General features: G+C 42.7%; 20 protein-coding genes. 5 read left to right on the top strand and 15 right to left on the bottom strand.

All coding sequences use genetic code 11. From position 1 onward, the window contains the following. Nucleotides 1-161: 161 nt before the first annotated feature. Entirely contained in the window at nucleotides 162-632 is a 471-nt protein-coding gene (locus V7D18_RS03835; protein ID WP_426151616.1) for an HAAS signaling domain-containing protein, read from the bottom strand. Nucleotides 633-742: 110 nt separating this feature from the next. Further along, entirely contained in the window at nucleotides 743-2,680 is a 1,938-nt protein-coding gene (locus tag V7D18_RS03830) for a fructose-1,6-bisphosphatase (protein WP_426151614.1), read from the bottom strand. 159 nt (nucleotides 2,681-2,839) lie between these two features. Here V7D18_RS03830 and V7D18_RS03825 point away from each other — a divergent pair, with 159 nt between their 5' ends. Next, nucleotides 2,840-3,646, top strand: coding sequence for an MBL fold metallo-hydrolase (locus V7D18_RS03825; protein ID WP_426151612.1), 807 nt, complete (start codon nucleotides 2,840-2,842; stop codon nucleotides 3,644-3,646). A gap of 78 nt (nucleotides 3,647-3,724) precedes the next feature. Next, nucleotides 3,725-4,018, top strand: coding sequence for a hypothetical protein (locus V7D18_RS03820; protein ID WP_426151610.1), 294 nt, complete (start codon nucleotides 3,725-3,727; stop codon nucleotides 4,016-4,018). A 63-nt stretch (nucleotides 4,019-4,081) separates the two neighbouring features. Here the strand turns inward: V7D18_RS03820 and V7D18_RS03815 are convergent, their stop codons facing one another. Continuing rightward, nucleotides 4,082-5,269 carry an iron-containing alcohol dehydrogenase gene (locus V7D18_RS03815; RefSeq protein WP_426151608.1) on the bottom strand — a complete coding sequence of 396 codons (1,188 nt, stop codon included), beginning with the start codon at nucleotides 5,267-5,269 and terminating at the stop codon, nucleotides 4,082-4,084. A gap of 197 nt (nucleotides 5,270-5,466) precedes the next feature. Between V7D18_RS03815 and V7D18_RS03810 the strand changes: the two genes are divergently transcribed. Then, nucleotides 5,467-6,636: a M23 family metallopeptidase gene (locus V7D18_RS03810; protein ID WP_426151606.1), complete on the top strand. Its 1,170-nt coding sequence runs from the start codon at nucleotides 5,467-5,469 to the stop codon at nucleotides 6,634-6,636. Nucleotides 6,637-6,803: 167 nt separating this feature from the next. After that, entirely contained in the window at nucleotides 6,804-8,336 is a 1,533-nt protein-coding gene (locus V7D18_RS03805; RefSeq protein ID WP_426151604.1) for a GH39 family glycosyl hydrolase, read from the top strand. 25 nt (nucleotides 8,337-8,361) lie between these two features. Here V7D18_RS03805 and V7D18_RS03800 read toward each other — a convergent pair whose 3' ends face one another. The 9 genes from V7D18_RS03800 to arcC form a co-directional block, all read right to left on the bottom strand. After that, the gene (locus tag V7D18_RS03800; RefSeq protein ID WP_426151665.1) at nucleotides 8,362-9,252 is read right to left on the bottom strand and encodes a carbohydrate ABC transporter permease; all 891 of its coding nucleotides are present in this window, start codon (nucleotides 9,250-9,252) and stop codon (nucleotides 8,362-8,364) included. A gap of 25 nt (nucleotides 9,253-9,277) precedes the next feature. After that, nucleotides 9,278-10,213, bottom strand: coding sequence for an ABC transporter permease (locus tag V7D18_RS03795; protein ID WP_426151602.1), 936 nt, complete (start codon nucleotides 10,211-10,213; stop codon nucleotides 9,278-9,280). A 69-nt stretch (nucleotides 10,214-10,282) separates the two neighbouring features. Beyond that, on the bottom strand, nucleotides 10,283-11,971 hold the full coding sequence (locus tag V7D18_RS03790) for a sugar ABC transporter substrate-binding protein (RefSeq protein WP_426151601.1): 1,689 nt from the start codon (nucleotides 11,969-11,971) through the stop codon (nucleotides 10,283-10,285). Nucleotides 11,972-12,088: 117 nt separating this feature from the next. After that, the gene (locus tag V7D18_RS03785; RefSeq protein ID WP_426151599.1) at nucleotides 12,089-13,687 is read right to left on the bottom strand and encodes a response regulator transcription factor; all 1,599 of its coding nucleotides are present in this window, start codon (nucleotides 13,685-13,687) and stop codon (nucleotides 12,089-12,091) included. A 12-nt stretch (nucleotides 13,688-13,699) separates the two neighbouring features. Beyond that, nucleotides 13,700-15,469 (bottom strand): sensor histidine kinase, encoded by a 1,770-nt coding sequence (locus V7D18_RS03780; protein ID WP_426151597.1) that lies wholly within the window; start codon nucleotides 15,467-15,469, stop codon nucleotides 13,700-13,702. A 196-nt stretch (nucleotides 15,470-15,665) separates the two neighbouring features. Next, a complete protein-coding gene (aguA, locus tag V7D18_RS03775; protein ID WP_426151595.1) occupies nucleotides 15,666-16,769 on the bottom strand; it encodes an agmatine deiminase in 1,104 nt (367 codons plus the stop codon). Nucleotides 16,770-16,786: 17 nt separating this feature from the next. Then, on the bottom strand, nucleotides 16,787-18,148 hold the full coding sequence (locus tag V7D18_RS03770) for an APC family permease (RefSeq protein ID WP_426151593.1): 1,362 nt from the start codon (nucleotides 18,146-18,148) through the stop codon (nucleotides 16,787-16,789). A 12-nt stretch (nucleotides 18,149-18,160) separates the two neighbouring features. Then, nucleotides 18,161-19,189, bottom strand: coding sequence for a putrescine carbamoyltransferase (gene ptcA / locus V7D18_RS03765; protein WP_426151591.1), 1,029 nt, complete (start codon nucleotides 19,187-19,189; stop codon nucleotides 18,161-18,163). Nucleotides 19,190-19,211: 22 nt separating this feature from the next. Beyond that, nucleotides 19,212-20,156 carry a carbamate kinase gene (gene arcC, locus V7D18_RS03760; protein WP_426151589.1) on the bottom strand — a complete coding sequence of 315 codons (945 nt, stop codon included), beginning with the start codon at nucleotides 20,154-20,156 and terminating at the stop codon, nucleotides 19,212-19,214. Between the two features lie 271 nt (nucleotides 20,157-20,427). On the opposite strand from arcC, the gene V7D18_RS03755 reads away from it, so the two are divergent. Beyond that, nucleotides 20,428-21,444, top strand: coding sequence for a LuxR C-terminal-related transcriptional regulator (locus V7D18_RS03755; RefSeq protein ID WP_426151587.1), 1,017 nt, complete (start codon nucleotides 20,428-20,430; stop codon nucleotides 21,442-21,444). A gap of 28 nt (nucleotides 21,445-21,472) precedes the next feature. Here V7D18_RS03755 and V7D18_RS03750 read toward each other — a convergent pair whose 3' ends face one another. The 3 genes from V7D18_RS03750 to serC are packed head-to-tail and all read right to left on the bottom strand — an operon-like array spanning nucleotide 21,473 to nucleotide 24,995. After that, nucleotides 21,473-22,711 carry a DUF1015 domain-containing protein gene (locus tag V7D18_RS03750; RefSeq protein ID WP_426151585.1) on the bottom strand — a complete coding sequence of 413 codons (1,239 nt, stop codon included), beginning with the start codon at nucleotides 22,709-22,711 and terminating at the stop codon, nucleotides 21,473-21,475. Between the two features lie 10 nt (nucleotides 22,712-22,721). After that, nucleotides 22,722-23,885, bottom strand: coding sequence for a phosphoglycerate dehydrogenase (locus V7D18_RS03745; RefSeq protein ID WP_426151583.1), 1,164 nt, complete (start codon nucleotides 23,883-23,885; stop codon nucleotides 22,722-22,724). A gap of 15 nt (nucleotides 23,886-23,900) precedes the next feature. Further along, on the bottom strand, nucleotides 23,901-24,995 hold the full coding sequence (gene serC / locus V7D18_RS03740) for a 3-phosphoserine/phosphohydroxythreonine transaminase (RefSeq protein ID WP_426151581.1): 1,095 nt from the start codon (nucleotides 24,993-24,995) through the stop codon (nucleotides 23,901-23,903). Between the last annotated feature and the right edge of the window lie 41 nt (nucleotides 24,996-25,036).

The following is a 25,036-nucleotide window of genomic DNA, read 5'->3' as shown; positions in this document are numbered from 1 at the left end:
CGCAAATATTTGACTTAAATGTTACGTAATTGTTACATTTTGAATTATATCCTCTCTTTTCGTATTTGTCAAGTAAAAACGGCATTTATGACCATTCACAGTCATAAATGCCGTTACATTTTTGTAATATATTCCATTTATATTGTTACATAACAGTGACATTATCGTTTCAATCCTTTAATAAACCAGTAAATAAGTCCAACTAAAAGCAGCGGTCCCATCAGAGGCGCCAGAAGGCTGAATATACCGGTAACGATTGTTGCAGCGAGGAAGAAAAAAAGAATAATTGCAACAACTCCAAGGAGCTTCCAATACCATTTACTTAAATCATAATAATGCATTCCCCGTCTTTCCTGCCCGGGTTCCTCATATACATTCTGATCCTTTCCGGAAAAGGAGCTGTAAAAACTGCCGCTGCTGCTTTCTTTTGCATTCTCGCTGGCCTCTATAATTGTCTTGGCAATCAGTCTCGGGTCTCCGATCGCTTCGGTAACAGCTTCTTCCGAAGAGCCCTTCAAAACTTCTCCACGGATATATTCTTCGTAATATCTGATATTTTCTTCAACCACGCTGCCGGAAACTTCCCCTGTCAGGGTATCCCTTAAACGCTGTAAAAATTCCTGTCTGCTCATCTGAGCCTCCTTCAATAAAGTAAGTAACTTTCGACTATTCTACCATTTGACAGGGGTTCCGTAAAGAAATCTTATCTGAAAAAAATCTTAATTTTTCATAATGTGCCAGACTACTCTACCCGTTCTTTCATGATTCCCTCCCTGTAAGCTGCCACCAGCTCCTTTAAATCCTCAATTCTTCCAGCCAGCTCCGTTCCCTTATCCGTATCGGCCACCATCACCCGGTGTTTCATGTTCTCAACAACCGAAACCTTTGGTGTACTCTCCTTATCCGGATCAAAAGGCTTATGTTGGGCTAAAGCCAGGTGGTTGGAATTATAGATCAGCGTATAGCCTGCAATTCCTGTTTTTGACTGATATGCCTTCGACAGCCCGCCGTCTATAAGAAAAAGCCTTCCTCCTGCTTTTACCGGAGATTCCCCTTCTTTTATCTTAACCGGAACATGGCCGTTAATAATATGGGCGCTCTCTCCGCAAAGTCCAAATTCTTTTAATATATTTTCGCAGTATTCTTCCTTTATACTCAATCGGTAATATGGATTCATCGGCTCCATGTGCGTCTGATGGTCTTCAATAAAATAATGCTCAAAGGTCGTCATTTTTCCTTTTCCATATACCGGAGATTTGGCTCCGCACCATAGATACCACATAAAATCCCTGGCATCCCTGCTCTCTAAAGTATGCTCCGGAAGAAAATAGGCATTCTGGACCTTATTATCAACATAATCCATAAGCGCTTTCCCGGAATAGGAGGCACCTTCCATCAGAAGTTCATCAAATGTACCATCTTCCCGCATGGGAATACATCCATGATAAAGAAGATTGGAATTATAGCACTTATACATGCTTCCATGAGAATAGAGGAAACGGACATGGCGGTGAAGCAGCTCATTGTGCAGAAATGACAGCTGCAGAGTTCTCAAAAGTTCCTCTTCCTCTTCATTCAGTGCCAGCGGATTTTCAGGATCAATGGTCGGGAAGGAAGCATCAAGAAGCGGATATTCTTTTCCTTCCACAGTTACGGTCCCCTTCCCGTAATCGATGGATTCCAATAAAATTCTGTCATTCATTTCATACTCCGGATGGCGCTTTATAATCTGCCCCTCTACTTTAAACTGAATCACAGCAATTGCCTTATGCATCTTGGCTGCCAGGCCCGGATCCACAGCATCGTAAATATTTTCATCGAGAATCTGGGGAGAAAAACGATCGCATGAATCATTACGGTATACTCTTGCCGCAAACATGGAAAGCGGTCTTAAATTAATCCCATAACCATCCTCCAGAACATCAAAACTGTTATAGCTGATGGCAATTCTTAAAACATTGCAGATACATGCAAGATTGCCGGTTGCTGCTCCCATCCAGGATATATCATGGTTTCCCCACTGAATGTCCACATCGTGAAACTGCAGGAGTTCATTCATAATCATATCGGCTCTCGGGCCCCGGTCAAAAATATCTCCAATGATATGAAGGCAGTCAATTGTTAAATTCTGAATCAGTTCACAAAGAGCTATGATAAATTTATCTCCAATGCGAATATCTATAATCGACCTTATGATTTCGCTGTAGTATACCCTTTTATTATCATCGTTATAATCCACATGAAGAAGTTCATCTATGATATAGGCAAATTCCGGAGGCATCTTTTTTCTGACCTTGGATCTGGTGTATTTTGAAGATACTACCTTGCAGATCTGAACCAGACGGTAAATCGTCACTCTCTGCCAGTCATCATCTGCCTGTCCGTTAAGCTCCAGCTGATTCATAATGCGGTCCGGATAGTAGATTAAGTTTGCTAACTCCACCTCCTCCTTTTCCGGCAGAATATGACTGAACGTTTCTGATATCTTTTCCCGGATCACACCAGAAGCGCTCCTCAGCAGATGAATAAATGCCTCATGTTCCCCATGCAAGTCACTGAAAAAATACTCTGTACCCTTGGGAAGTCCCTGAATGGCCGTCAGATTAATAATCTCACTGGAAGCTGCCCGGATGGTGGGATATTCCCTTGCCATAAGCTTTAAATAAGCCAAATCTTTCATAAATACGTTCTCCCTTTTTTTTGACACGGTTGCATTGCTTTGAATTTTATAGTATCATAAAAAACGTCAATTTTAAACCCCTTTCGCCTGCCTGTCTTTCATAATTCGCCAGGCTTTGAGTGTGAAACCGGGAACACCCGCAACTATAAGGAGACACCCATGGAACAATTATATGTTTTCGGAACTGGCAACGCCGCTGCCACCAGATGCTATAATACCTGCTTTGCAATAAAAAAAGACGAGGATTATTTTATGATTGACGCCGGAGGCGGCAACGGAATCCTCTCTATATTAAATGATATGAAAGTGGATCTGTCCCATATCCATCACATATTTGCAACTCATGAACATACCGATCACATTCTGGGCATTATCTGGATGGTGCGTTTTATCGGAACCAGAATCAAATCCGGGAACTACGATGGAGACTTAAATATTTACAGCCATAAAAATCTGGTTTCCGTAATCGATACACTATGCCGTCTGACTCTGCAGAAAAAATTTTATGAGCTGATCGGAACCAGGATTCATATCATTCCGGTAGAAGACGGAGAAACCAGATCCATACTTGGATATGATATCACCTTTTTTGATATCCATTCCACAAAAGCAGAGCAGTACGGATTCACCACAGTTCTTAATAATGGAAAACGCCTAACCTTTTGCGGTGATGAGCCCTATAATCCCGAATACGCCGGATTTGCTGCAGGAAGCAGCTGGCTGCTACACGAAACATTCTGCCTTTACAGAGACCGGGAAATTTTTAAGCCTTACGAAAAGCATCACAGTACGGTTGCCGATGCCTGCCGGGTTGCGGAAGAATTAAAGGCGGACCATTTAATTCTGTGGCATACAGAAGACAAAAATCTGGAAAACAGGAAAGAGCTTTATACCACGGAAGGCAGTCCCCTCTTTTCCGGAGAACTTCTTATTCCGGAAGACAGAGAAATCATTGAACTTTCCTGATAAAAGATGAAAAAAACTCACGCTCGTCCCCGGTGCTGCATATGATATAACAATAGAAAAAGCAAAGGAGTTTCTCATATGTTGTGCCCGGGCGGCTTTACCCCTTACCGTGACGTCGACTGCAGAGACCTGGCTATTTTCTATGAGGCCACCAGGGATTTACGCGGCACTACCTACAAGCCCTATCTGGTGGCAACACAGGAAGCCAGGGGAGTCAACTTCCGATTTATCTGCAACTCCACGATTATGACCAGACCTCCTCAGAATGCAATCACTATGGTGTGCATTTTTAAACCCTTTTGCAAAGAACACGATAAGGTCAGGGCGGTTGTGACGAGTATCTGTAAAATGGGATGCTACAATTGTTATTAAAATATTAATCGGAACGGTTTCCGCACCGTCCCGATTTTTTAATTCAGGATATCTTTACTTTTCTTAAAATGCCATACGGTAGATTTCTATCATGTCTTCTCTTCCCAGCTCCCGGATTCCTGCCAGAGTCTTTTCTCCTTTTGCGGAACATTTGTCTGCCATTACTTTAAAATCAGCTTCCCCGATGGAGGAACTTAATTCCCGTAAGGAAACCGGCATCTCCAGGCTTTTAAAATAATCTTCTAACCGTTCAATCCCTTTTAATGCTGTATAAACCGGGTTTTCAAAATCCATCTCCTGATTGAATACCCTTACGGAAAGCTGGGCAAACCTCATTGGTGATTCCTTGCATACATACCTTGCCCAGGAGCAAAAGAGAGCGGACAAGCCGGCGCCGTGGGCGATCTCAGGATACAGCCCTGAGAGTTCATGTTCCAGCTGATGAACCTGCATGAGATAATCTCTTCCAAGTCCGGTCAGTCCATCATGGGAAAGACTTCCAGCCCACATGAGAGTAGCGCGTGCTTCATAATCAGTTGTATTCTTATCCGCCTTTTCCCCCGCTTCCATTACAGACTTTAAAAGTCCTTCTGCAATCCGGTCTGTAAGAGGCGTATCCTTTGTCGGTCCTCCCAGATAACGCTCCAGCGTATGCATCATAATATCCACCGTTCCGCAGCCTGTCTGAAATTTATTCACAGTAAAAGTCAGCTCCGGATTCAGCACTGCAAACAATGGTCTGTGAGTGGGACTGTTAAATCCTCTTTTTAAGCCTTCCTCTTCTTTTGTAATTACACAGGATAAGCTGGTTTCGCTGCCGGAGGCAGACAGTGTCAGAATATTCCCGTGTGGCAGGGCCTTCTTAGGAACTGCTGTTTTCATAAAATAGTTCCATGGATCAACATCCGGATTCAAGGTTCCGTCTGCAATGCACTTTGCAGAATCAATCACACTTCCCCCTCCCACTGCAAGAATAAACTCCACATTTTCCTTTCTGCACAGTTTCATTCCTTCCACTGCAAGCCCAAGACCCGGATTTGGACTAACTCCTCCAAAAAGGACATATTCAATACCATTACGCTTTAAGGAATCCTGGACCAGATCCAAAAGTCCGCTTTTCTTTACACTTCCTCCGCCAAAATGAACCATGATCTTATGAAATCCGTATCCGGCAATCACTTCTCCAATATTCTTATGGGTATCACGGCCAAAGATCACCCTTGTTGGTACACAGTATTCAAAATTAATCATTTTAAGCCCCTCTTTCTCTTTCATATTGATTCTTAGCTAAAATTATAGCATGAACCCTCCCTTTTTCCAACAATGACCCGCTTTCCGCTTTTTCCGTCATAAACTCCGTTCTTTTCGCATATCATATATGGGAAAGCCAAAGAAAGCTGCTTTCCCTTTTCACATGCATCTTTCATGGAACGACAAGGAGAATTCTTATGAACCTATTCAAAAAGAGTTTTACATCTTTCCCAGCAGCACGGCATCATCTTATTATTTACATAGAAGTGATCATTCTTACGTTTCTTTTAGTCTCTCTTTTTTTTATATCTCCCAGAGGCAGATTCTCATTTCCAGTCGTGAACCAGGAAGAAAAAGCCAGTTCATCGGAAGCGAAAAAATATATAAAATGGGTGGATTTTGATGTAACTGCAAGAGCCATGCAGGAAGCCTTCCGCTATGACGTCAACACCTGTCAGTCTGATATTCATTTAAACTGGGTGGATTTGCTTGCCTATCTGGGGGCCAGATATGGGGGGGATTTCTCCAGATATTCCAGCAAAGATTTAGATTCACTGGCTGAACAGCTTCTCTCAGGAAAAACCATGGAAGAGCTGACCGGCAAAATGAAATACTACACTTATTACAGGGAAGCCTATGGAGCAGTGTTAGACGGTCTGGTAGGACAATATGAGATTCAGATTCCTTCTGCTAATGCCCCGCTCTACGCCACTCCGGACTTACTTCCGGATGGTTCCGTAAATCCCGATAAGGTCTGGGTGACCAAATACGGTTTAAAAGGTTATTGCCCCATTGCCAAAGGATTTCCATACAATGATTTTGACGATTTCGGAACTGCCAGATCCTACGGTTTCAAACGCCAGCACTTAGGCCATGATATGATGGGTCAGGTCGGGACTCCTGTTATTGCGGTGGAAAGCGGCTATGTGGAAGCCATCGGGTGGAATCAATACGGCGGGTGGAGGCTTGGTATCCGCAGTTTTGATGGAAAACGCTACTACTATTACGCCCATTTAAGGAAAAATTATCCCTATCACAAATCATTAAAGCAGGGCAGCATTGTAAACGCAGGAGATGTCATAGGATATCTGGGCCGTACCGGATACAGCAGGACAGAAAATACCAATAACATTAACCAGCCTCATCTTCATTTCGGGCTCCAGCTGATCTTTGATGAATCCCAGAAAGAAGGAAACAATGAAATCTGGGTGGACTGCTACGAACTGACCAAATTTCTGTCTATGAACCGCTCTGAAACAGTAAAGAATCAGGAGACCAAGGAATACAGCCGGGTCTATGGCATGAGGGATCCAGCCATTCCTGAAAATTTCGTTGCACCCCCTCCGCCTCCTGAAAAGGAGCAATAAAAAAGAATGATAAGAAGCTTATTCCGGATCCCTTCAATCAATCTGTGAATAAGCTCCTTTTTATTATTTTACATTCATTTCCAGTATAAAAAATGTTATAATATAGGGCAGGCGTTAAAGCAGCACAGCCAGAAAAATCAGATCAGATTCAGGGGAAGGGGATTTCAATGGAAAAGCAAATCAGTTACCAGATTGGAAATGAAACAGAATGTAGTTTTAAGAATCATGCAGATTACTGTGTCGGAACCGGGCGTATGGGGCTGGCCCTGCAGCAGCAGTATCAGGAACAGTTAAAGCTGGTGCAGGAACAGATTGGTTTCAGCCACATCAGAGGGCATGGGATCTTTTGTGATGATATGGCGATTTATCAGGAATATACGGATGAATCAGGCAGCATCAGGGTGGAATACAATTATACATATTTAGATATGGTTATGGATGCTTATCAGAAGCTGGGGATTAAACCGTTTATAGAGCTGGGATTTATGCCTTATAAGATGGCTTCCGGTGATCAGACCGTATTTTACTGGAAAGGAAATGTCACGCCGCCCAAAAGCTATGAGGCATGGTCCGGTCTGGTACAGGCTGTTCTTTTACACCTTATGGAGCGTTATGGAAAGGAAGAGGTAGTGACCTGGCCGGTAGAGGTATGGAACGAGCCAAATCTTCCCGGTTTCTGGAAAGATGCCGACAGAGAAGAATATTTCCGCCTGTTTCAGGAAACTTTTTATGCAGTAAAAAAGACTGACAGCCGCTTTCTCATAGGCGGACCGGCAATCTGCGGAGTTGACGACGTTGTCTGGCTTAGGAAATTCCTGGAATATTGTGACGCTCAGGACCTGAAACCGGATTTTATTACAAGGCACCATTACATGTTTGAGAAACCGGAACAATGCGGCCATTACAGCTATGGAGCCTTACGGGATCCAGCAGCTGCTTTGGATGAACTGAAGGTATCCCGGGAAATTATAGACAGCTTTGATACATTTAAAGGACTGCCCATGCATATAACGGAATTCAACACCAGCTACAGCCCTGACAGTCCCATTCATGATACCACAGTCAACGCCGCCTATGTGGCATGGCTTCTGTCTAAGCTGGGGGATTTCTGTGAATCCTATTCTTACTGGACGTTCGGCGATATTTTTGAGGAGAAGGGCGTGCCCTTTACCCCATTTCACGGCGGATTTGGTCTGGTTGCAAACGGAACCATTCCAAAACCAACATTCTGGACCTTTGCCTTCTTTAAAAAGCTCCAGGGCAGATGTATCCACCGTTCCGATGAACTGATTGTTTTACAAAAAGATGATGGGAGCTATTGCGGAACCGCCTGGAATTTATGTCTGAAGCAGAAGGAATGTCTGCGGCTTTATTTGGCTTTACCGGAAAAAGAGGAAGGAGAATACTGTCTGCTCACTAAAACCGTCGATGAAACCCATGGAAACCCCAGAAAAAACTGGCATGATATGGGAGAACCGTCCTGGCTCTCAAAAGAAGAAACTCAGATATTAAAAGACAGCGCACAGCCATTCCTACATACAGAGACTCTCAGTGCTTCGCCCTCCGGCATTTCATTTTCCATATTGCTTCAGCCATGGGCAGTTGTATGGTTCCAGCTTAAGAAAATTAAAAATTGCAAAGACAGGGGGTATGATTACTTCCGCGGAGAAGACCCTGCGGCAGGTACCGGAAATAAATAAATTTCCTGTCCTGCCGCCGTCTTTCCTATCCCTTAACACCTCCAATGGTAAGACCTGTAACAAAATACCGCTGTAAAAACGGATACAGGCAGACAATCGGCAGCATAGTAAGTATGGTGGCAGCAGAACGGACCGAAGTGGGCGTTACGGCTGCCACCGCATTCTTCATGGATTCTACAGAATTACTTTGATTACTTACAGATGACAATAACTTCATCAGTTCATACTGCAGTGTGGTCAGATTGGCATTCATCCGATTGTAGAGCATGGCATCAAACCATGAATTCCAATGTCCTACTGCACAAAATAATGCAATTGTAGCATATACCGGTTTGCATAAAGGTGAGATAATTTTCGTAAATATAACCAGGTCTCCGGCTCCGTCTAACTGAGCCGACTCTTCCAGGCTATCAGGAAGCCCTACCATATATGTCCGGATCACCATCATATTAAAGGCTCCTACCATTCCAGGAATTATATAGACCAGAAAGCTGTTGGTAAGGCCTAAGCCCTTATATAAAAGAAAAACAGGAATCATTCCACCGTTTACGTACATGGTAATAACCCAGAATAAGGAAAGCTGTCTCTTAAAAAGAAAGCGTTTCCGGCTTACTATATAAGCAAGAAGGGCATTGGCGGCCAGTGCAGTAATGGTGCCGATCGCCGTCCTTGCAACACTTACATAAGCTCCCACAATCAGATTTTTTTTATGAAGTACTGTAATATAATTCTGAAGTGTCCATTTTCTGGGCCATAAATACAGCCCTCCCCTCAGAGCATCAGTCCCGTCATTAAAGGCCAGGACCAGTGTATTCCAAACTGGATAAAGGGTAATGATCACAAACAGAACCATGAATATGGTATTAAGGAAAACAAATATCTTATTACCCAGTGAACTTTTCCTTTTATGTAACATTCTATGATTAATCATATCTGCCCCCTTAGAATAAGCGTTCTTCGCCGGCCCGCTTTGCCATCTCATTTGCAATTAATATAATGGAAATACTTACCACGCTTTTAAATATTCCTGCTGCAGTACCCAGGGAATAATCTCCCTGACTGATACCCCATTTCAAAACGTATATATCAATAGTCTGGGATACACTCTGTACCAGACCGTTTCCTAACAGATACTGGACTTCGAAACCGGCATTTAAAACATTTCCTGCATTCATTAAAAGAAGAATAATAATCGTAGGCTTTATACCAGGCAGCGTAATGTATTTGATTCTGGCCCACCTTCCCGCTCCGTCTATGGCCGCCGCTTCATAGAGAGATGTGTCTATGGCTGTTATGGATGCCAGGTAGATAATGGCATTCCAGCCCGTTTCCTTCCAGACATTGGCAAAGGCAACAATCCACCAGAAATACTTAGGATATGCAAAAAAATTCAGAGGCTCCTTTAACAGATGAAAGCGAACCAGAAGATCATTAACTATCCCCGTCCCAGACAGAGCATCATGCAAAATGCCGGTAACAATAATCCAGGATAAAAAATGTGGAAGATATGATATTGTCTGCACAACCTTTTTACCGCCCTGTGACTTTACTTCGTTTAATAGAATTGCAAATACAATAGCTGCAACCATGGTAGTAACTAAATTAATAACTCCCATAGCCAGGGTATTTCTTATGACATGGATAAATCCATCGTCAAGAAACAGCTGCCGGAATTTTGCAAGCCCTATAAATTTTGAGTGGAAAAAGCCTTCCTTTGGCTTATAGTTTTCAAATGCCATGAGCCAGCCTGCAAGAGGAAGATAACAGAATATAAATCCATAAATCACATAGCCTGCAGACAACAGCAGGAGCACTTTCTGCTTTTTTATTTCTTTCCAATTGATACGTTCTTTTTTAACCTTTCCAATGGATGCCATGGTATCACTCCTTTGCTAAAAAACAGGCTGGCGCAGATATATATGATTGCACCGCCTGTTTTCTACTATTTAATTTGCTGCCGCTTCTTCTGCAATTTTAATTCTCCTGTCTACCTCCGGCTGTACTTCATCAAGAAATGCCTGTGGATTGCAGGTTTCATAAGCAGTTAAATATTCTTCCCAGCCAGCTTCAAAATCAGGCGCCATGACAACCTTTGGTAAATATTCATGTTTTAATTCTCTCATCTTAATCCATGCGGTTCCGCCGGGTGTTGCCGTAGTCATGGTTCCAACAAACGTATAAATCGGATACCAGGGTCCAGGAATTTCATTTTCTCCTACCATATCTACATAGGTTTTGCAGCCATATGCCTGAAGGCATTCCTGTACATTCTTCGGAAGACTATCCAGGAACTCATTGGGCTGCAGCTCAGGTTTTGCTGCATTGATTCCATCCTGGCTCATTCCCCCCCAGACCGGGAAATAGGAATAAGGACATAAATGAGAGGCTTTGTATGCAGTATTGCTGACTTTCATACGAATTTCAGGTGTCCGGTAGAATAAGCCATCCTGATCCACCAGGTAATCCACATCCTTTTCTCCCCAGTTTCTGAGAGTGATCGCTTCTTCACTTAACAGATCATCTACGAATTTTAAGGCTCCTCTGACATCTTTACAGCTTACGGTAATGGACAGACCGGAACCTACATTTAACGTATCCCCGGAGGTATGCCATCTGTTTTTTACTCCCTTGTCAATGGTAATCGGAAGGGGTACATAATTACAGCCCTGGTCCTCCAGCCCCTGCTGCTTTAAAGCATCATTAACGTGAACATAAAAATCCCACCACTGGTCAATCATTCCAAGTACACGGCCTGTGGAAAGCTTTGTAATATATTCATCATATATCTGAGTAAAGGATTCCGGATCTACGATTCCCTTTTTAAATTCTTCATTCAGCTTCTGGAAATAGCGTTTTGCCGTAGGTGTAGTATTGTAATCAATTACTTTCTTTGTTTCCAGATCCACAATACAGCTTCCATCATTGGGATATCCATCCAGGAACAACGGAGCATTCTCAAGGCAGAAATATCTCCAGTCATCACATAAAATAGTGTATGGAATGTTCTTTGTTCCATCCTCCATGGTGGGGTTGGCTTCCTGATATCGCTCGATTAAGTCAAAATATTCGTCCATTGTGGTGATCTTTGGATATCCTGCCCATTTTAGTACACGGGTCTGAATCCAGAAGGCCTCATCGTTATGAGTGGTCTGCATATCCTTTTCATAGCTGTTGTTGAACTGGGGGATCCAGTAGATATGACCATCAGCCTGACGCAGCTGTTCCCATTCCAGCTCGGTAAAGAAATTCTTAATATTAGGATAATCATCAATATAATCATCAAGTGCGACCAGTGCTCCCGCATCATAAAGCTGGCTGGTTCCGTCGCTGCCGCAGATAAAATCAGGATATTCCCCTCCTGCTATTAAGGTTCCCACTGCTTCTTCTGCTGACTGTCCGGTCAGCCAGGTTTCCTTCACTTTGGCTCCTGTAATCTCTGCAATGTGCTGTTGAATTTCATTGTCATCATTGATTTCGTCTCCCGGTACCGCAAAAAAAGCGGTAAATTCTTTGATACCCCCGTCTTCTTTGGCTGTACTGCTGCCGGTAGCTGCTGTCCCCTTAGAGCAGCCAGTCAGAGTTTGCAACACCATGGCACCGATCACAAGCAGAGCTGTAAACTGTTTCTTTCTCAACGTCATATCCTCCCTTTTCTTTTATATTTATAGTTTACTTCAAAGCTGTGTTTTCACAACTGGAGAAAGCTAATAAAAACACAGGGGAAATTATAGAAGCAGTATCCATAATCTGCCCTATTTCACTCTATTTTCCCCTCCCTTTCTAAACTTTGACGGTGTACAGCCCTTAACGGAAATAAAACGGTTCACAAAGTAGTCCAGGTCCCGGTACCCAACCTCCTCCGCAATCTGATATATTTTAAGATCGGTTCTTAACAGCCTGACTGCCGCCTGCTCAATACGGCAGTTATTTAAATAATCCTTAAAGGACATTCCGTACTTTTTCCGGAACAGCTGACCTAAATAGGCGCTGTTTAAATAATATTTATTGCTGTATTCTCTTAATGAAAGATTTTTTGCGTAATTTTTTCTGATATCCTTCTCCACCTCATGGAGAATATCCTTTGATACATGGTTTCGCAGCTGTTCTAAGTAAGCCGCATACTCACAGGATAACCGGATTAAATGCTCTTTTCCGCCTCTGAGCATATCTCCTTCAAAGACATTTTCACTGATATAGAGCATGATTTCTTCCTGGTTTACATATCCGTCCTGCTCGGATGCCAGATGGATCAGCTGGAATAAAAGATAGTTAATATTCAAATTAACCGTGTCCATGGCAAATCTTAAATGATTCATTTCTTCATACAGCCGCTCTACACTTTCCTCAATTCTTCCCCGTTCATTCTGCTCCACTGCAAACAGCAGATCATCCAGATATTGCTTACATAATACGATCCCATTGTTATTTACCTGTACCTCTTTTTCATAATAATAGATGGGCTGCTTTTTGCGAAAGGCCTGAAAAGAGCGGAGAATTCTGGCTGCACCATAGGAATTTGAGATTTTTGAAATATCATTTACCTTTTTTCCTACCAGCATGACAACCGACAGGCTCATGGCATCATTTAAGTACTTTCTGAACCGCTCCAGATACGCTTTCTGAGTCTCCCCTGCATTTCCTGCCATATAATCACAATATATAAAACCAATATCATAGCTTTTTTCATGACTTGAAACATCAAAAATACAATGATCCCCATCTCCTTTTAAAAATGCCAGGCAAGCACGGTAAAGTTCTCTCTGCTGGTTTCGCTTTTCCTCATCCATCAGCTCTTCCATCTGCTCAATATTGTCAATCTCGATGTCCACGTAACTGATTCCTTCCGACCATTGCATCTGTTCTCTGATATAATCGAGATTGATCTGGTCGTATTTCCCAAAGATAAGAGATATCATATTTCTGGCAAGATATGCCTTCTCCATCTTGATTTTGTTAAGCTGTTGCTTTTTACTGCCCTGTCTCTGATAATTCAGCCGGTGCAGCACCCGGATCAGTTCTTCTTTCACAACCGGCTTTAAAATATAGTCAAAGCAATCAAATCGAATTGCCTGCTGGGCATAGGAAAAATCACTGAAACCGCTTAATATGATAAAATCTGCATGGGAAATTTTGTCTCTTCTCAATATTTCCAGCAGCTCCATTCCTGACATAACAGGCATCTTAATATCTGCAATGATTAAATCCACCTGATTATTTTTCAGGTATTCAAGTGCCTCCATTCCATTTGCAGCCGTTTTGACAATCTCATAGCCTTCTTCCTCCCAGTCAATCAGTACCTTTAATCCCTGCACAATAAATGGTTCATCATCCACTAATAAGACACGTATCATAGTTACCCCCCATTATTTCGATATATTTGATACCGGAACTTTAATTGTTACCATGGTTGAAATTCCCGCTTCACTTTCTAACTCAAAGCTTACCATATTATCCGTTGCCATCTTAAGCCGCAGGCAGGCATTTAATATACCGACTCCTTTCTTAGCTTTTAGCATCTCAATACTGGCATGGTTCATCTTGTATTTCAATTCATCCAAAAATGACTCTTCCATTCCGTCCCCGGTGTCTTCGATTTCAATATAAAACACTTGATCTTCTAAATATACATGGACAAAAATCCACCCATCTGCTGTTTTACTCTCAATGCCATGAATACAGGCATTTTCAGCAAATGTAACAATGGTCAGCTTTGGAATCTGGTAGTCCATACATTCTTCCATAATATCAAGCCGGTAAGACAGCCGATCTCCAAAACGGTACTTCTGCAGCTGCAAATATGCCTCCACAAATGAAATCTCTTCCCTTACTGTGATAAAATCCGTACCCCAGTCAAAGTTCTGGCGCTCCATTATTGCCAGCCGTTCCACCATGCTGGCGGTTTCTGTTTCATTTTTAAGCAGACTATGCATACGGATGCTCTCCAATGCGTTAAATAGGAAATGGGGATTAATCTGGCTGTGAAGCGCTAAAAGTTCCGCTTTCTGCCGTTCAATATCCATCTCCTGTTCTCTTAAACGGTTAATATAAACAGTCTGGATTAACTCATTAATAGTAGCCACCATGCGATTATAATTGCGCATTACAATTCCAATTTCATCTTCTCCCCTGATGTTCTCAATCTTCATAAGCTTTTCATCATCAATGCGCTTAAAGGCCTGACTCAGCTCCTTCAGCCGTTCGGTAAAGGATTGGTTGATGGCTATCATAAATCCCAGAGGCAACAGGATGTTTATAAAAACCAGCAGGATGAACAGGGGAATATTCTTTAACATCTGCCTTACGATAACTGTCTGGGGCTTTAAAACATAAATGGTTAACTCAGCCCCGTAGGAAGCAAAGGTCATCTGATAGCCCACTTTTTCCTGCAGATCAAAGGTCTCAAAATCCTTCCATTGTCCGTAATTGCCTTGATTGGACAAAATGATTTTATCATTCCAGCATACATAAACCGGGGCCTCGTAATTCATTTTTACAAAGCTCCGTGCCATGGTGCTATAGTCTATATCCATTTTTACAAGCTTTTCGCAGCCATCTCTTTTGTAAAAATTCAACCTCCTGATAAAGGATATTTTCCGTTTGGAATCTACAGTGGGAATTCTGCTCTCATCATAATACATATAAAGCACCCCATCCCTGCTTGAGCCCTTTAAATACTGGTACCACTCCTGGTCTTTCACTGTAGAAAGCTGTTTAAATTCCCCTCCGCTTACAATGGTGGGGTTGTCCGCATACATGGTGATGGAAGACGCTGTCGTTCCAATGCTGCTTTCAAATAATGAGTCTTTCATAAAAGCCTGATAACTTAAAAAATAGTCCAGCTCAGACTCAAACTGGTTATCCATGAACTGGTTTACATACTTGTTCATATATATTTTCTTTGTTGTGCCGGCTGATTCTTCAATATCATAAAAAAAGTTATATTTCACGGCACTTGCAATATTCTCCATGCCCTTTTGCATGGAGGAATTTTCCGACGCAATAAATATGGTAACGATTACACTGTCCGTTATAAAAATCGGCAGCAGGACACTGTAAATATAAAGTATCCTTAGCTTCTTTTTTAATTTAAAATCGTCCAGTTTGGTGGTGATTCTTTTTAAAATCTGTTTCATCTCTGGTCCCCCTGTTAAATCCTGTCCAATCCTATTATAACTCTTTATACTAATTATACGGGATAAACTTTTTCTATACTCCTGACAAACTATATAAATTTGCCAGACAAATTTTCATTCTATGGATGAAATATAAAAAAGCGCAACAGACTCTGTGAAATGAGTCTGATGCGCGTGTGGTATTTTTTAATTTATCTTAACCGTTCACTTTCGGCTGCTGCTGAGTAATACAGTGTATATTACCGCCTCCAAATGCAATCTCTTCGGTGCGTACTCCTACTACCTTCCGTTCCGGGAACATTTCCCGAATCTGCTCTAAAGCAAGTGCATCATTTTCATCACCGTACTGGGGAACGATTACACCGCCGTTTACAATAAGGAAATTCATATAGGAAGCAATGGAGATTTCTCCGTCTTCTCTTGGCAGAGTACCCTCTACCATATCAATGGAATCTGCTCCGTTTAACCGTACAGGTTCTTTCGTAAGGCAGAGCTTATGAACCTTCAGTCTGCGTCCCTTTGCATCCACCGCTTCAGAAAGAGTTTTGTACGCGGCCTGTGCTTCTGCATAGAAAGGATTTTCCTTATCCTCCGTCCAGATACAGGCAACCTCACCCGGTCTTACATACTGGGCAACATCATCGATGTGGCCGTTTGTTTCATTTGGATCAATTCCGTCCTTAATCCATATCACTTTTTCACAGTTTAAGTACTGATAAAGCATTTCCTCTATCTCTTCTTTTGTCATATGGGGGTTCCGGCCCTCACTTAACAGACACATTTCTGTTGTAATGACAGTTCCCTCACCATCTACATGGAAGGAGCCGCCCTCCAGAACAAATCCTTCTGTACGGTAGGAATCGATTCCCTCCAGGTCACATACCTTCTGTGCTACCAGATCGTCCTGATCCCAGGGGAAGTACAGTCCGTCAACCAGACCGCCCCATGCATTAAACGTCCAGTCACAGCCTCTGATCCCGCCTTTATCATTGATCACAAATGTTGGACCGCAGTCACGAATCCATGCATCGTTGCTGGTAATTTCCACGACACGGATGTCAGTTGGCAGATGTGCGCGGCAGTTCTGGAACTGAGCAGGGGAGGTGCATACTGTGACCGGTTCAAACTGCCGGATTGCCCTGGCAATCTGGGCAAATACAGTCTGTGCAGGCTTTGCACCATTTCTCCAGTTATCCGGTCTTTCCGGCCAGAGCATCCAGATTCTTTCCTGTTCTTCAAATTCTGCAGGCATACGGTATCCATCCTGTTTTGGGGTTGTATGTTCAATTCTCTTTGCCATAATTTATACCTTCTCTCTTATTTATCTCTTTTTCTGTTAACAATTACCTCACCGATAATAATGAATATGACTGCGCCGATGGTGATGGGAAGCACTGATGTTAAGGACTCCGTATCAAAACTTAAAGGGATTGCTGTAAATATTAGGGCAACTACAATTAACAACATGGGGATGCCTGCCAGTATTTTTAAGAATAATGGACTGCCTGGAACCCGAAACGGCCGTTCTGTATCTGCATCAATTTCCCTCAGCTTTATAAATGCGGGAAATACCGGCAGATAGGAAAGCAGAAACATAACAAGGTTCAATGCGAAGAAGCTCCAGAACAAATCCTTATTTGGCATAAACGGAGCTATAATAAGAACCAGGCTGGCAACCAGACCGTTCATGACTGCTGCACCGGTTGGCATATTTGTTTTTTTGCTCCGTATTTTAAATACTCCGGGCATATCTCCATTTTCTGCAGAATAGGCTGCCACATTGTTTACTCCCAATGACCAGGAAATCATATTTCCGAAAAGTGTCAGCAGAAAGCCAACTGCTACAGCAACTACAATCATACCTCTGGTCGTGCCTGTTAAAATCTGAACGCTTGCAACAAGCCCTGTGCTGGTGCTGATCTGGTCGGAAGGAATCGCAACACCAATACCAAACGCCATAAAGATATAAATAGCTGCTATGACCAGACCTCCCGCAATAATTGACTGGGGAATCTGCTTTTTCGGATTTTCCATATCTCCCGCAAAGGTACAGACTACTTCAAATCCAAGGCAGTTAAACAGAATTACGGATATGTAGGATAAGCTGTTTAAATCAAATTTGGGAAGCATGGAGGACAAGGTGTATTCATTGGCCACACCGTGGGTAACTGCTCCGTAAATTCCAAGCACACCTAACGTTATGGCAATTAAAATTTTAATCACAGCTGCTCCATTTAAGATCCATGCGCTGTCACAAATTGAATTAAAGCTGATTAATACGATAATCCATACAAAGGCCAGTTCGATCAGTAAAGAAGGAATCAGTCCCATCTCGGTGCCTGTCAGCAAACTGATAATATTGGGGAACATCAGCGCCAAAGAAGCCATCCAGAGGGGAAAATTAATCCAGTAATACCACGAAACTCTTCCTCCCCATTTTTTTCCAAAAGCCTTTGATACCCAGTCGTACAATCCGCCATCCCCTTCATAGGTTGTACCAAGCTCTGATGAAATCAGTCCATAAGGCAGCAAAAATGTAATGAGCAGAAAAATCCACCAGAAGTACTGGGAATTACCGATTGCTGCTACCGGTGCTGCTGCTTCTGCCACAAATACCACACAGATTACGGTCATTATGGCATCGATCAAACGAAATTTTTTCTTTGGCGCTTCTGACATGGTGACTCCCCCTTATCTGATATGTCTCTCATCCATAAATTTTTCTAACTGCTCTTTTGCTGCTGCGATCTGCAGTTCGCTTGCTGCCTGTTCTCTCTGGTACTGAGTGAAATAAACCAGCAGACCTCTCATTGCAGTGAGACGGTTTCCTGCCTCTAAGAATGCGATGGAGCTTTCACTGTCAAGTACCTCATCGGTTACGTCCTCTCCTCTTGTAGCAGGGAGGCAGTGCATGAATTTGCATCCGATATTTCCAAGAGACATCAGATCTTTATTTACCTGGTAATCTTTAAATGTTGCAACCCGCTCTTCTTTCGGAGTCTCGTTTTCGTAAAGGCCATACCATACATCTGTATAAATGAAGTCTGCTCCTCTTACGCTTTCACGATTGTCTGTCACTTCCCATGTGCCGCCTGAACCCTTGCAGTTCTCTTCCATAATTTTTTTGTGTTCTTCTAAAAGCTGGTTCTTTTTAGGACCATAATGAACAAAGTGCATGCCAAGCTTTGTTGTGATGAATCCCAGAGAAGCGCAAACCTGAGTACCGTCTCCCACGAATACCACCTTGCAATCTTCCAGTTTCTTTCCTCTTGGAAGGTGCTCCACAATCGTGCACAGATCGCCGATTTCCTGAGTTGGGTGATTGTAATCGCTCATGCCGTTTAATACAGGAATTGAGCTTGCACTTGCCAGTTCCACTACGCTCTTATGCTCAATCACGCGTGCCATAACCACATCAATCATCTGTGATAAAACTCTTCCAGTGTCGCCGATGGTCTCATGACCGCCCAGCTGAATCATGCCAGGTCCTAAGTACTGGGCATGTCCGCCCAACTGCTCCATTGCTGTTTCAAAAGATACACGGGTTCTTGTAGAAGACTGCTGAAAGATCATTCCAAGTGTTTTTCCCTTCATAAGGGGTGGATTATATCCAGCCTTAATGCTTTTTTTAATTTCCAGGGAAAGATGAATGATGTCTAACAGCTCCTCCTTTGTAAAATCATTGGTGTCAATAAAATGACGAATTCCGTTTGCTCTCATGGTAAATCCTCCTGTTTTTTATTTAATTAAAAGTGAATACAGTTCCGGTTTTTCCGTCCAACGCCTCAATGGCTTTGTCCAGGGAAGTGATAATTGCCCGCTTGGAAGGATTGGATCTTACAAATTTCATCGCCGCCTGTACCTTTGGAAGCATACTTCCGGGAGCAAACTGTCCCTCTTCGCAATATTTATTTGCCTCATAAATACTGAGATGATCCAGGTTCTTCTGATCCGGCTTGTTGTAATTAACCGCTACCTTCTCTACCTCAGTGAGAATCATAAGGATATCCGCTTCTACCTGCTCTGCCAGAAGCTCTGCTGCAAAATCCTTATCGATAACCGCTGCAGTGCCGCAAAGAGAGCCAGCCGGATGTTCAATGACCGGAATTCCTCCTCCTCCGCAGGTAATTACGATTGCTTTTGGCCAAAGCTCCTTAACTGCATCAATTTCAACAATTTTCTGAGGAAGGGGTGATGCCACAACTCTCCGGTATCCCCGGCCTGCATCTTCCTTCATCACATATCCTTTTGATGCTGCCAGCTCATCGGCCTCTTCTTTTGAATAAAAAGGACCAATCGGTTTGGTTGGATTTTTAAATGCCGGATCCTTCTCATCCACCACCACCTGGGTTGCAATGGTGACAACAGGGAAATTCTGATTTCTCTTATTAAGCGCATACTTCAGTGCCTGCTGCAGATGATATCCGATATATCCCTGTGACATGGCTCCGCATACATCAAACGGCATCGGGGGTGTTACATCCTTTGCTGCCTCAGACGCCATCAGGATTCTTCCGACCTGGGGGCCGTTTCCATGTACAATGGCCATTTCATACCCGCGTTCGTTCATTTCTGCTATGTACTCACAGGTCTTATGAACGACTGAAAGCTGTGCCTTTGCAGTTGCTTCTCCTTTTCCTGACTGAAGGGCATTTCCTCCTAAGGCAAGAACTATTTTTACAGCCACTGGTGAAACCTCCTTTATTTTCATTTTGCTGTGATCGCCGGTCTGGACCGCTCTCACAAGACGAAAATAACAGTTTTCGGACCGGTTGAGAATGTAGCTGAAGGGTAGAAATTTATAACACTTTTTACTGTTATACACATAAACTCTTCTAAACTTTTGTGCATATTGTACTAAATTTTTGTCGGTTTTTGTAATTTGGCGGTTGAAAAAAGTTTTTATTTTGATATACTGATAATAACTTACAACAGCGGCTTAAAAACTGGAGGCACATATGGCAAAGGGTATTATCTTTCTCTACAATCTGTTTTTAATCATTGTCTATTCCGGGATTCTGTGGATGTCTTTTTTTCTGTTTATGAATGGAAAAGATAAAATTCTGCTTTGGATCGGAATCATTTTCACAGCAATTTTAATAGATGATATCGTAATTTTCGCATCAGAAATCTTTCAGAGCTTTGCTGAATATTATAATCAGATTTTTATGATCGTACCGACTCATAAAACATTGATTTATTTAATTGAATCTCTTGGTTGTCTGATCATTTTCAAAAGCCTGATCAACAAAAAAATAACCTGGTATGACTTCAGTATTCTTGCACTATATGTAACCTTCATGTTTTTTGTACCCGTAATGGGTAACAGCGCGTGGAAGATCTGGCTCTATTACCTGCCGAGCCAGCTTTACAATGCTTACGTCGGTGCGGAGGTTTTATGGACAATAAAAAAGAACCCTGATTTTTATCAGAATTCTTTTTACCGCTGGTGCAAACGTCTTTTTTATTTTACTGTATTTATGAACTTTTGTATTATTGCCGAAGATACCATCGTCATTTTTCATTTTGATGTGTATTCCAAATATTATATCAACATGAACAACAGAAGCTTTACTTCAGATATTTTATACCTTACTTACTCCGTATTTGCCGGCGGATATTTAATGTATTATCTGAAAACCTCTCTGCGCAATAATACAATTGTAGACTATATCAATAGCCATACCCACTCAAATCTGCCTTCTGATATTGAGGAAAGTATCCTGTACCGTTTCAGTGAGGCATACCACTTAACGGTAAGAGAACGGGAAATTTTAAAAGTGCTGCTCTTAGATAAAACAAATCAGGAGATCAGCGATGATTTATTTATCTCTCTTGGAACAGCGAAAACCCATGTCCATAACATCTTTCAGAAAATAGGCGTAGTAAAACGCCCCCAGCTTCTGAGTATTTATGAGGTCTACCGGAAAGAACAGCTGAATGCAAAGCCGGAAAATGAAACACCGTCCCCCTAGCCTGCCGGCTTCGGGAACGGTGTTATTTTTATTTCAGCATATGAATGAACAGCCCGCTTCTTAACTTCGGTTCAAACCAGGTTGATTTTGGCGGCATCAAAAGACCGGCATCCGCTACGGAGAAGAGCTCTTTGATGGAGGTGGGATACATGGAAAATGCTACTGTCATATCTTCCTCACACCGTTTTTCCAGTTCCTTTAACCCCCGGATTCCTCCGATGAAATCGATCCGTTTATCAATTCTCGGATCTCCGATTCCCAGAATGGGACCTAAAAGATTGTCCTGTAAAATAGATACGTCAAGACCTTTTACCGGATCTTCACTCATTAACGCATCCTTTGCTTTTAAGCAATACCAGGTGTTATTTAAATACATTCCAAAGGTTCCCTTTTCAGACGGTCCATACGCTTCTTCTCCAACAGAAGTTACTGTAAAGCCGTCTGAAAGCTCTGTAAGGAATGCTTCCCGGGATAACCCGTTTAAATCCTTTACCACACGGTTGTAAGGAAGAATCATCAGCTGGTCATCGGGAAAGAGAACCGACAGGAAGAAGTTAAACTCCTCTTCTCCTGTATATTCCAGCGTTTCTTTCCGTCTCTTTAAGCCTACCTTTACGGCAGAAGCAGCACGGTGATGTCCATCGGCGATATAAGTGGCGGGAATGCGTAAAAAGCTTTCTTCAATCACCACAACTGTTTCCGGATCGGCAATTCTCCATACCTTATGGCTGATTCCGTCATCTGCAGTAAAATCATAGAGCGGTTCTGTCTTCTTTTTATCCTCTACCAGCCGGTTAATTTCTAAAACAGAACGGTATGCCAGAAAGATAGGACCAGTCTGGGCGTCTGTGGTATCTACATGGCGAATCCGGTCCAGTTCTTTCTCCTCTCTGGTATTTTCATGTTTTTTTATCACGCCGTTTAAATAATCATCAATGGACGAACAGGCCACAATTCCAGTCTGGCTTCTTCCTTCCATAATCAGCTCATAAATATAATAGGCTTTCGTGCCGTCCTGTGCAAAAGTTCCGTCTTTGATCCAGTCCTTTAACATGCCTGCAGCTTTTTCGTATACACGGTCATCGTATATATCCACATCCTGGGGAAACTGTGTTTCCGGGCGGTCAATATTTAAAAATGATTTAGGATTTTCAGCCGTCACCTGACAGGCTTCCTTCCGGTTATATACGTCGTAAGGAAGGGCCGCCACCAGGCTGGCCTCTTCCTTATCAGGTCTTACACATTGAAATGGTTTTACTATTGCCATGTTTATTCTCCTATTTGATTACTCTGACCCGTATCACGCCCTTAATGGCATTCAGTTTCTGAATGCTTACGGCATCCGGTACATTCTCTAAATCAAGGAGTGTATATGCATACTTTTCACGGCTCTTATTGGTCATGTCGGAGATATTCACATCACCGGCTGCCAGAGTTCCCGTAATCTGTCCGATCATATTGGGAATGTTTAAATGCAGGACTGCAATACGGCTTGCAGCGTTGCAGATTCCCATATCACAGGCAGGGAAATTCACGGAATTACGGATATTTCCATTGTCTATATAATCCATGATTTCTTCCACTGCCATCTTCGCACAGTTATCTTCTGATTCCTCTGTGGAAGCTCCCAGATGAGGAATAACGATGGCGCCTTCCATATGTACAGAAGTCGGATTTGGAAAATCAGTCACATATTTTTTGATCTTCCCGGACTTTAATGCCTCCGCTATATCATTTTCATTCACCAGAATATCTCTTGCAAAATTAAGGATTACTGCTCCGTCCTTCATATTGTCAAGGGCAGCTTTATTGATCATTCCCTTTGTGGCATCCACTAACGGAACATGAAGGGTAATGTAATCACATTCTTTATAAATCGTATCCACAGCGGTAATATGCTTTACATTTCTGGAAAGTCTCCATGCAGCATTAACTGAAATAAAGGGATCATATCCGTATACATCCATTCCAAGGGAAGAGCAGGCATTGGCGACCTCTGCACCGATTGCTCCAAGACCGATGACTCCAAGCTTCTTGCCTCTGATTTCACATCCGGCAAATGCACTTTTTGCCTTTTCTGCTGATTTGGCGATATTTTCATCTTCCTGATTTTCCTTACACCAGCGGATTCCGCCTTCAATATCACGGGAAGCTAACATCAGTCCGGCAATAACCAGCTCCTTTACTCCGTTTGCATTGGCTCCCGGTGTATTGAATACCACGATTCCTTCTGCAGCGCATGCTTCTAATGGAATGTTATTGACGCCTGCTCCTGCTCTTGCGATTGCAAGAAGCCCGTCCGGAAGCTTCATTTCATGCATGGAGGCACTTCTGACCAGCACCCCTTCTGCGTCTTCCAACTGATTTGTCAGCTCGTAATCTTCTGTTAACAGTGCGGTTCCGTATGTAGAAATCGCATTAAGGCAATGAATCTTTTTCATGGCTGTGATCTCCTTTCAGTCTGCCTGACTCGTGTGTTTTTCTTCAAAATCCTTCATAAAGGATACCAGCTTCTCCACTCCTTCAACAGGCATGGCGTTATAAATGCTGGCACGCATACCGCCTACGGACCTGTGACCTTTTAAATTCTCAAGTCCTGCTGCTTTTGACTCTTTCACAAATAAGGCATCCAGTTCTTCATCACCGGTAACAAAGGGTACGTTCATAAGAGAGCGATCCTTTTCTACAACAGTGCCGTGAAACATCTTACTGTGATCCAGGAAATCATAAAGAATTGCCGCTTTTTTCTCATTGATCTTTTTCATTGCTTCCAGTCCGCCTAAGTTCTTTAACCACTTAAAGACCTTACCGCAGATATAGATTCCATAGGCAGGCGGTGTATTATAAAGGGATTTTGCATCTGCATGAGTCTTATAGCGAAGCATGGTCGGTGTTTCTTTTAAAACGTCCTCCCGGATTAAATCTTCCCGGATAATGACAATTACAACGCCCGCTGGTCCCACATTCTTCTGGGCTCCGGCAAAAATAAGTCCATACTTACTCACGTCAACAGGTTCCGATAAGAAACAGGAGGAGAGATCTGCTACCAGTATTTTTCCCTTGGTATCAGGCAGTGTTTTATATTTGGTTCCGTAAATGGTATTATTTTCACAGATATATACGTAATCCGCATCTTCTGATATAGGAAGATCGGAAACATCCGGTATATAACTGAATGTTTTATCAGCACTGGAAGCTAACGCGTTGGCTGTACCATAAAGCTTCGCTTCCTGGTACGCTTTCTTTGCCCATTGGCCGGTGATGATGTAATCTCCAACCCCATTCTTAAATAAATTCATGGGAACCATGGCAAACTGCTGGGAAGCTCCGCCCTGTAAAAACAGCACCCTGTAATTATCCGGAATCGCCAGTAAGTCTCTTAAATCAGCTTCTGCTTCGTTGATGATGGTATCATAAGCCTTGGACCGGTGACTCATTTCCATAACCGACATGCCGGTTCCCTTATAATCCATCATCTCCTCAGCTGCTTCTTTTAAGACTTCTTCCGGCAGGACTGCAGGTCCTGCAGAAAAATTGTACACTCTGCTCATATCTCTTCCTCCTCAAATTCGGGACTCTTATCCCTTTCCTT

The sequence above is a fragment of the Lacrimispora sp. 38-1 genome (genome assembly GCF_049890855.1).
GTDB lineage: Bacteria > Bacillota > Clostridia > Lachnospirales > Lachnospiraceae > Lacrimispora.
This window is presented reverse-complemented; position numbering and strand designations above follow the sequence as displayed.

Excerpts from the sequence above, each read along its gene's own strand:
- V7D18_RS03805 (WP_426151604.1), top strand. The coding sequence starts at position 6,804 with ATGGAAAAGCAAATCAGTTACCAGATTGGAAATGAAACAGAATGTAGT.
- V7D18_RS03830 (WP_426151614.1), bottom strand. The coding sequence starts at position 2,680 with ATGAAAGATTTGGCTTATTTAAAGCTTATGGCAAGGGAATATCCCACC.
- V7D18_RS03750 (WP_426151585.1), bottom strand. The coding sequence starts at position 22,711 with ATGGCAATAGTAAAACCATTTCAATGTGTAAGACCTGATAAGGAAGAG.
- V7D18_RS03780 (WP_426151597.1), bottom strand. The coding sequence starts at position 15,469 with ATGAAACAGATTTTAAAAAGAATCACCACCAAACTGGACGATTTTAAA.
- V7D18_RS03820 (WP_426151610.1), top strand. The coding sequence starts at position 3,725 with ATGTTGTGCCCGGGCGGCTTTACCCCTTACCGTGACGTCGACTGCAGA.
- V7D18_RS03825 (WP_426151612.1), top strand. The coding sequence starts at position 2,840 with ATGGAACAATTATATGTTTTCGGAACTGGCAACGCCGCTGCCACCAGA.
- V7D18_RS03770 (WP_426151593.1), bottom strand. The coding sequence starts at position 18,148 with ATGTCAGAAGCGCCAAAGAAAAAATTTCGTTTGATCGATGCCATAATG.
- V7D18_RS03785 (WP_426151599.1), bottom strand. The coding sequence starts at position 13,687 with ATGATACGTGTCTTATTAGTGGATGATGAACCATTTATTGTGCAGGGA.
- V7D18_RS03800 (WP_426151665.1), bottom strand. The coding sequence starts at position 9,252 with ATGTTACATAAAAGGAAAAGTTCACTGGGTAATAAGATATTTGTTTTC.
- V7D18_RS03815 (WP_426151608.1), bottom strand. The coding sequence starts at position 5,269 with ATGATTAATTTTGAATACTGTGTACCAACAAGGGTGATCTTTGGCCGT.
- V7D18_RS03755 (WP_426151587.1), top strand. The coding sequence starts at position 20,428 with ATGGCAAAGGGTATTATCTTTCTCTACAATCTGTTTTTAATCATTGTC.
- aguA (WP_426151595.1), bottom strand. The coding sequence starts at position 16,769 with ATGGCAAAGAGAATTGAACATACAACCCCAAAACAGGATGGATACCGT.
- ptcA (WP_426151591.1), bottom strand. The coding sequence starts at position 19,189 with ATGAGAGCAAACGGAATTCGTCATTTTATTGACACCAATGATTTTACA.
- V7D18_RS03810 (WP_426151606.1), top strand. The coding sequence starts at position 5,467 with ATGAACCTATTCAAAAAGAGTTTTACATCTTTCCCAGCAGCACGGCAT.
- serC (WP_426151581.1), bottom strand. The coding sequence starts at position 24,995 with ATGAGCAGAGTGTACAATTTTTCTGCAGGACCTGCAGTCCTGCCGGAA.
- V7D18_RS03795 (WP_426151602.1), bottom strand. The coding sequence starts at position 10,213 with ATGGCATCCATTGGAAAGGTTAAAAAAGAACGTATCAATTGGAAAGAA.
- V7D18_RS03835 (WP_426151616.1), bottom strand. The coding sequence starts at position 632 with ATGAGCAGACAGGAATTTTTACAGCGTTTAAGGGATACCCTGACAGGG.
- V7D18_RS03745 (WP_426151583.1), bottom strand. The coding sequence starts at position 23,885 with ATGAAAAAGATTCATTGCCTTAATGCGATTTCTACATACGGAACCGCA.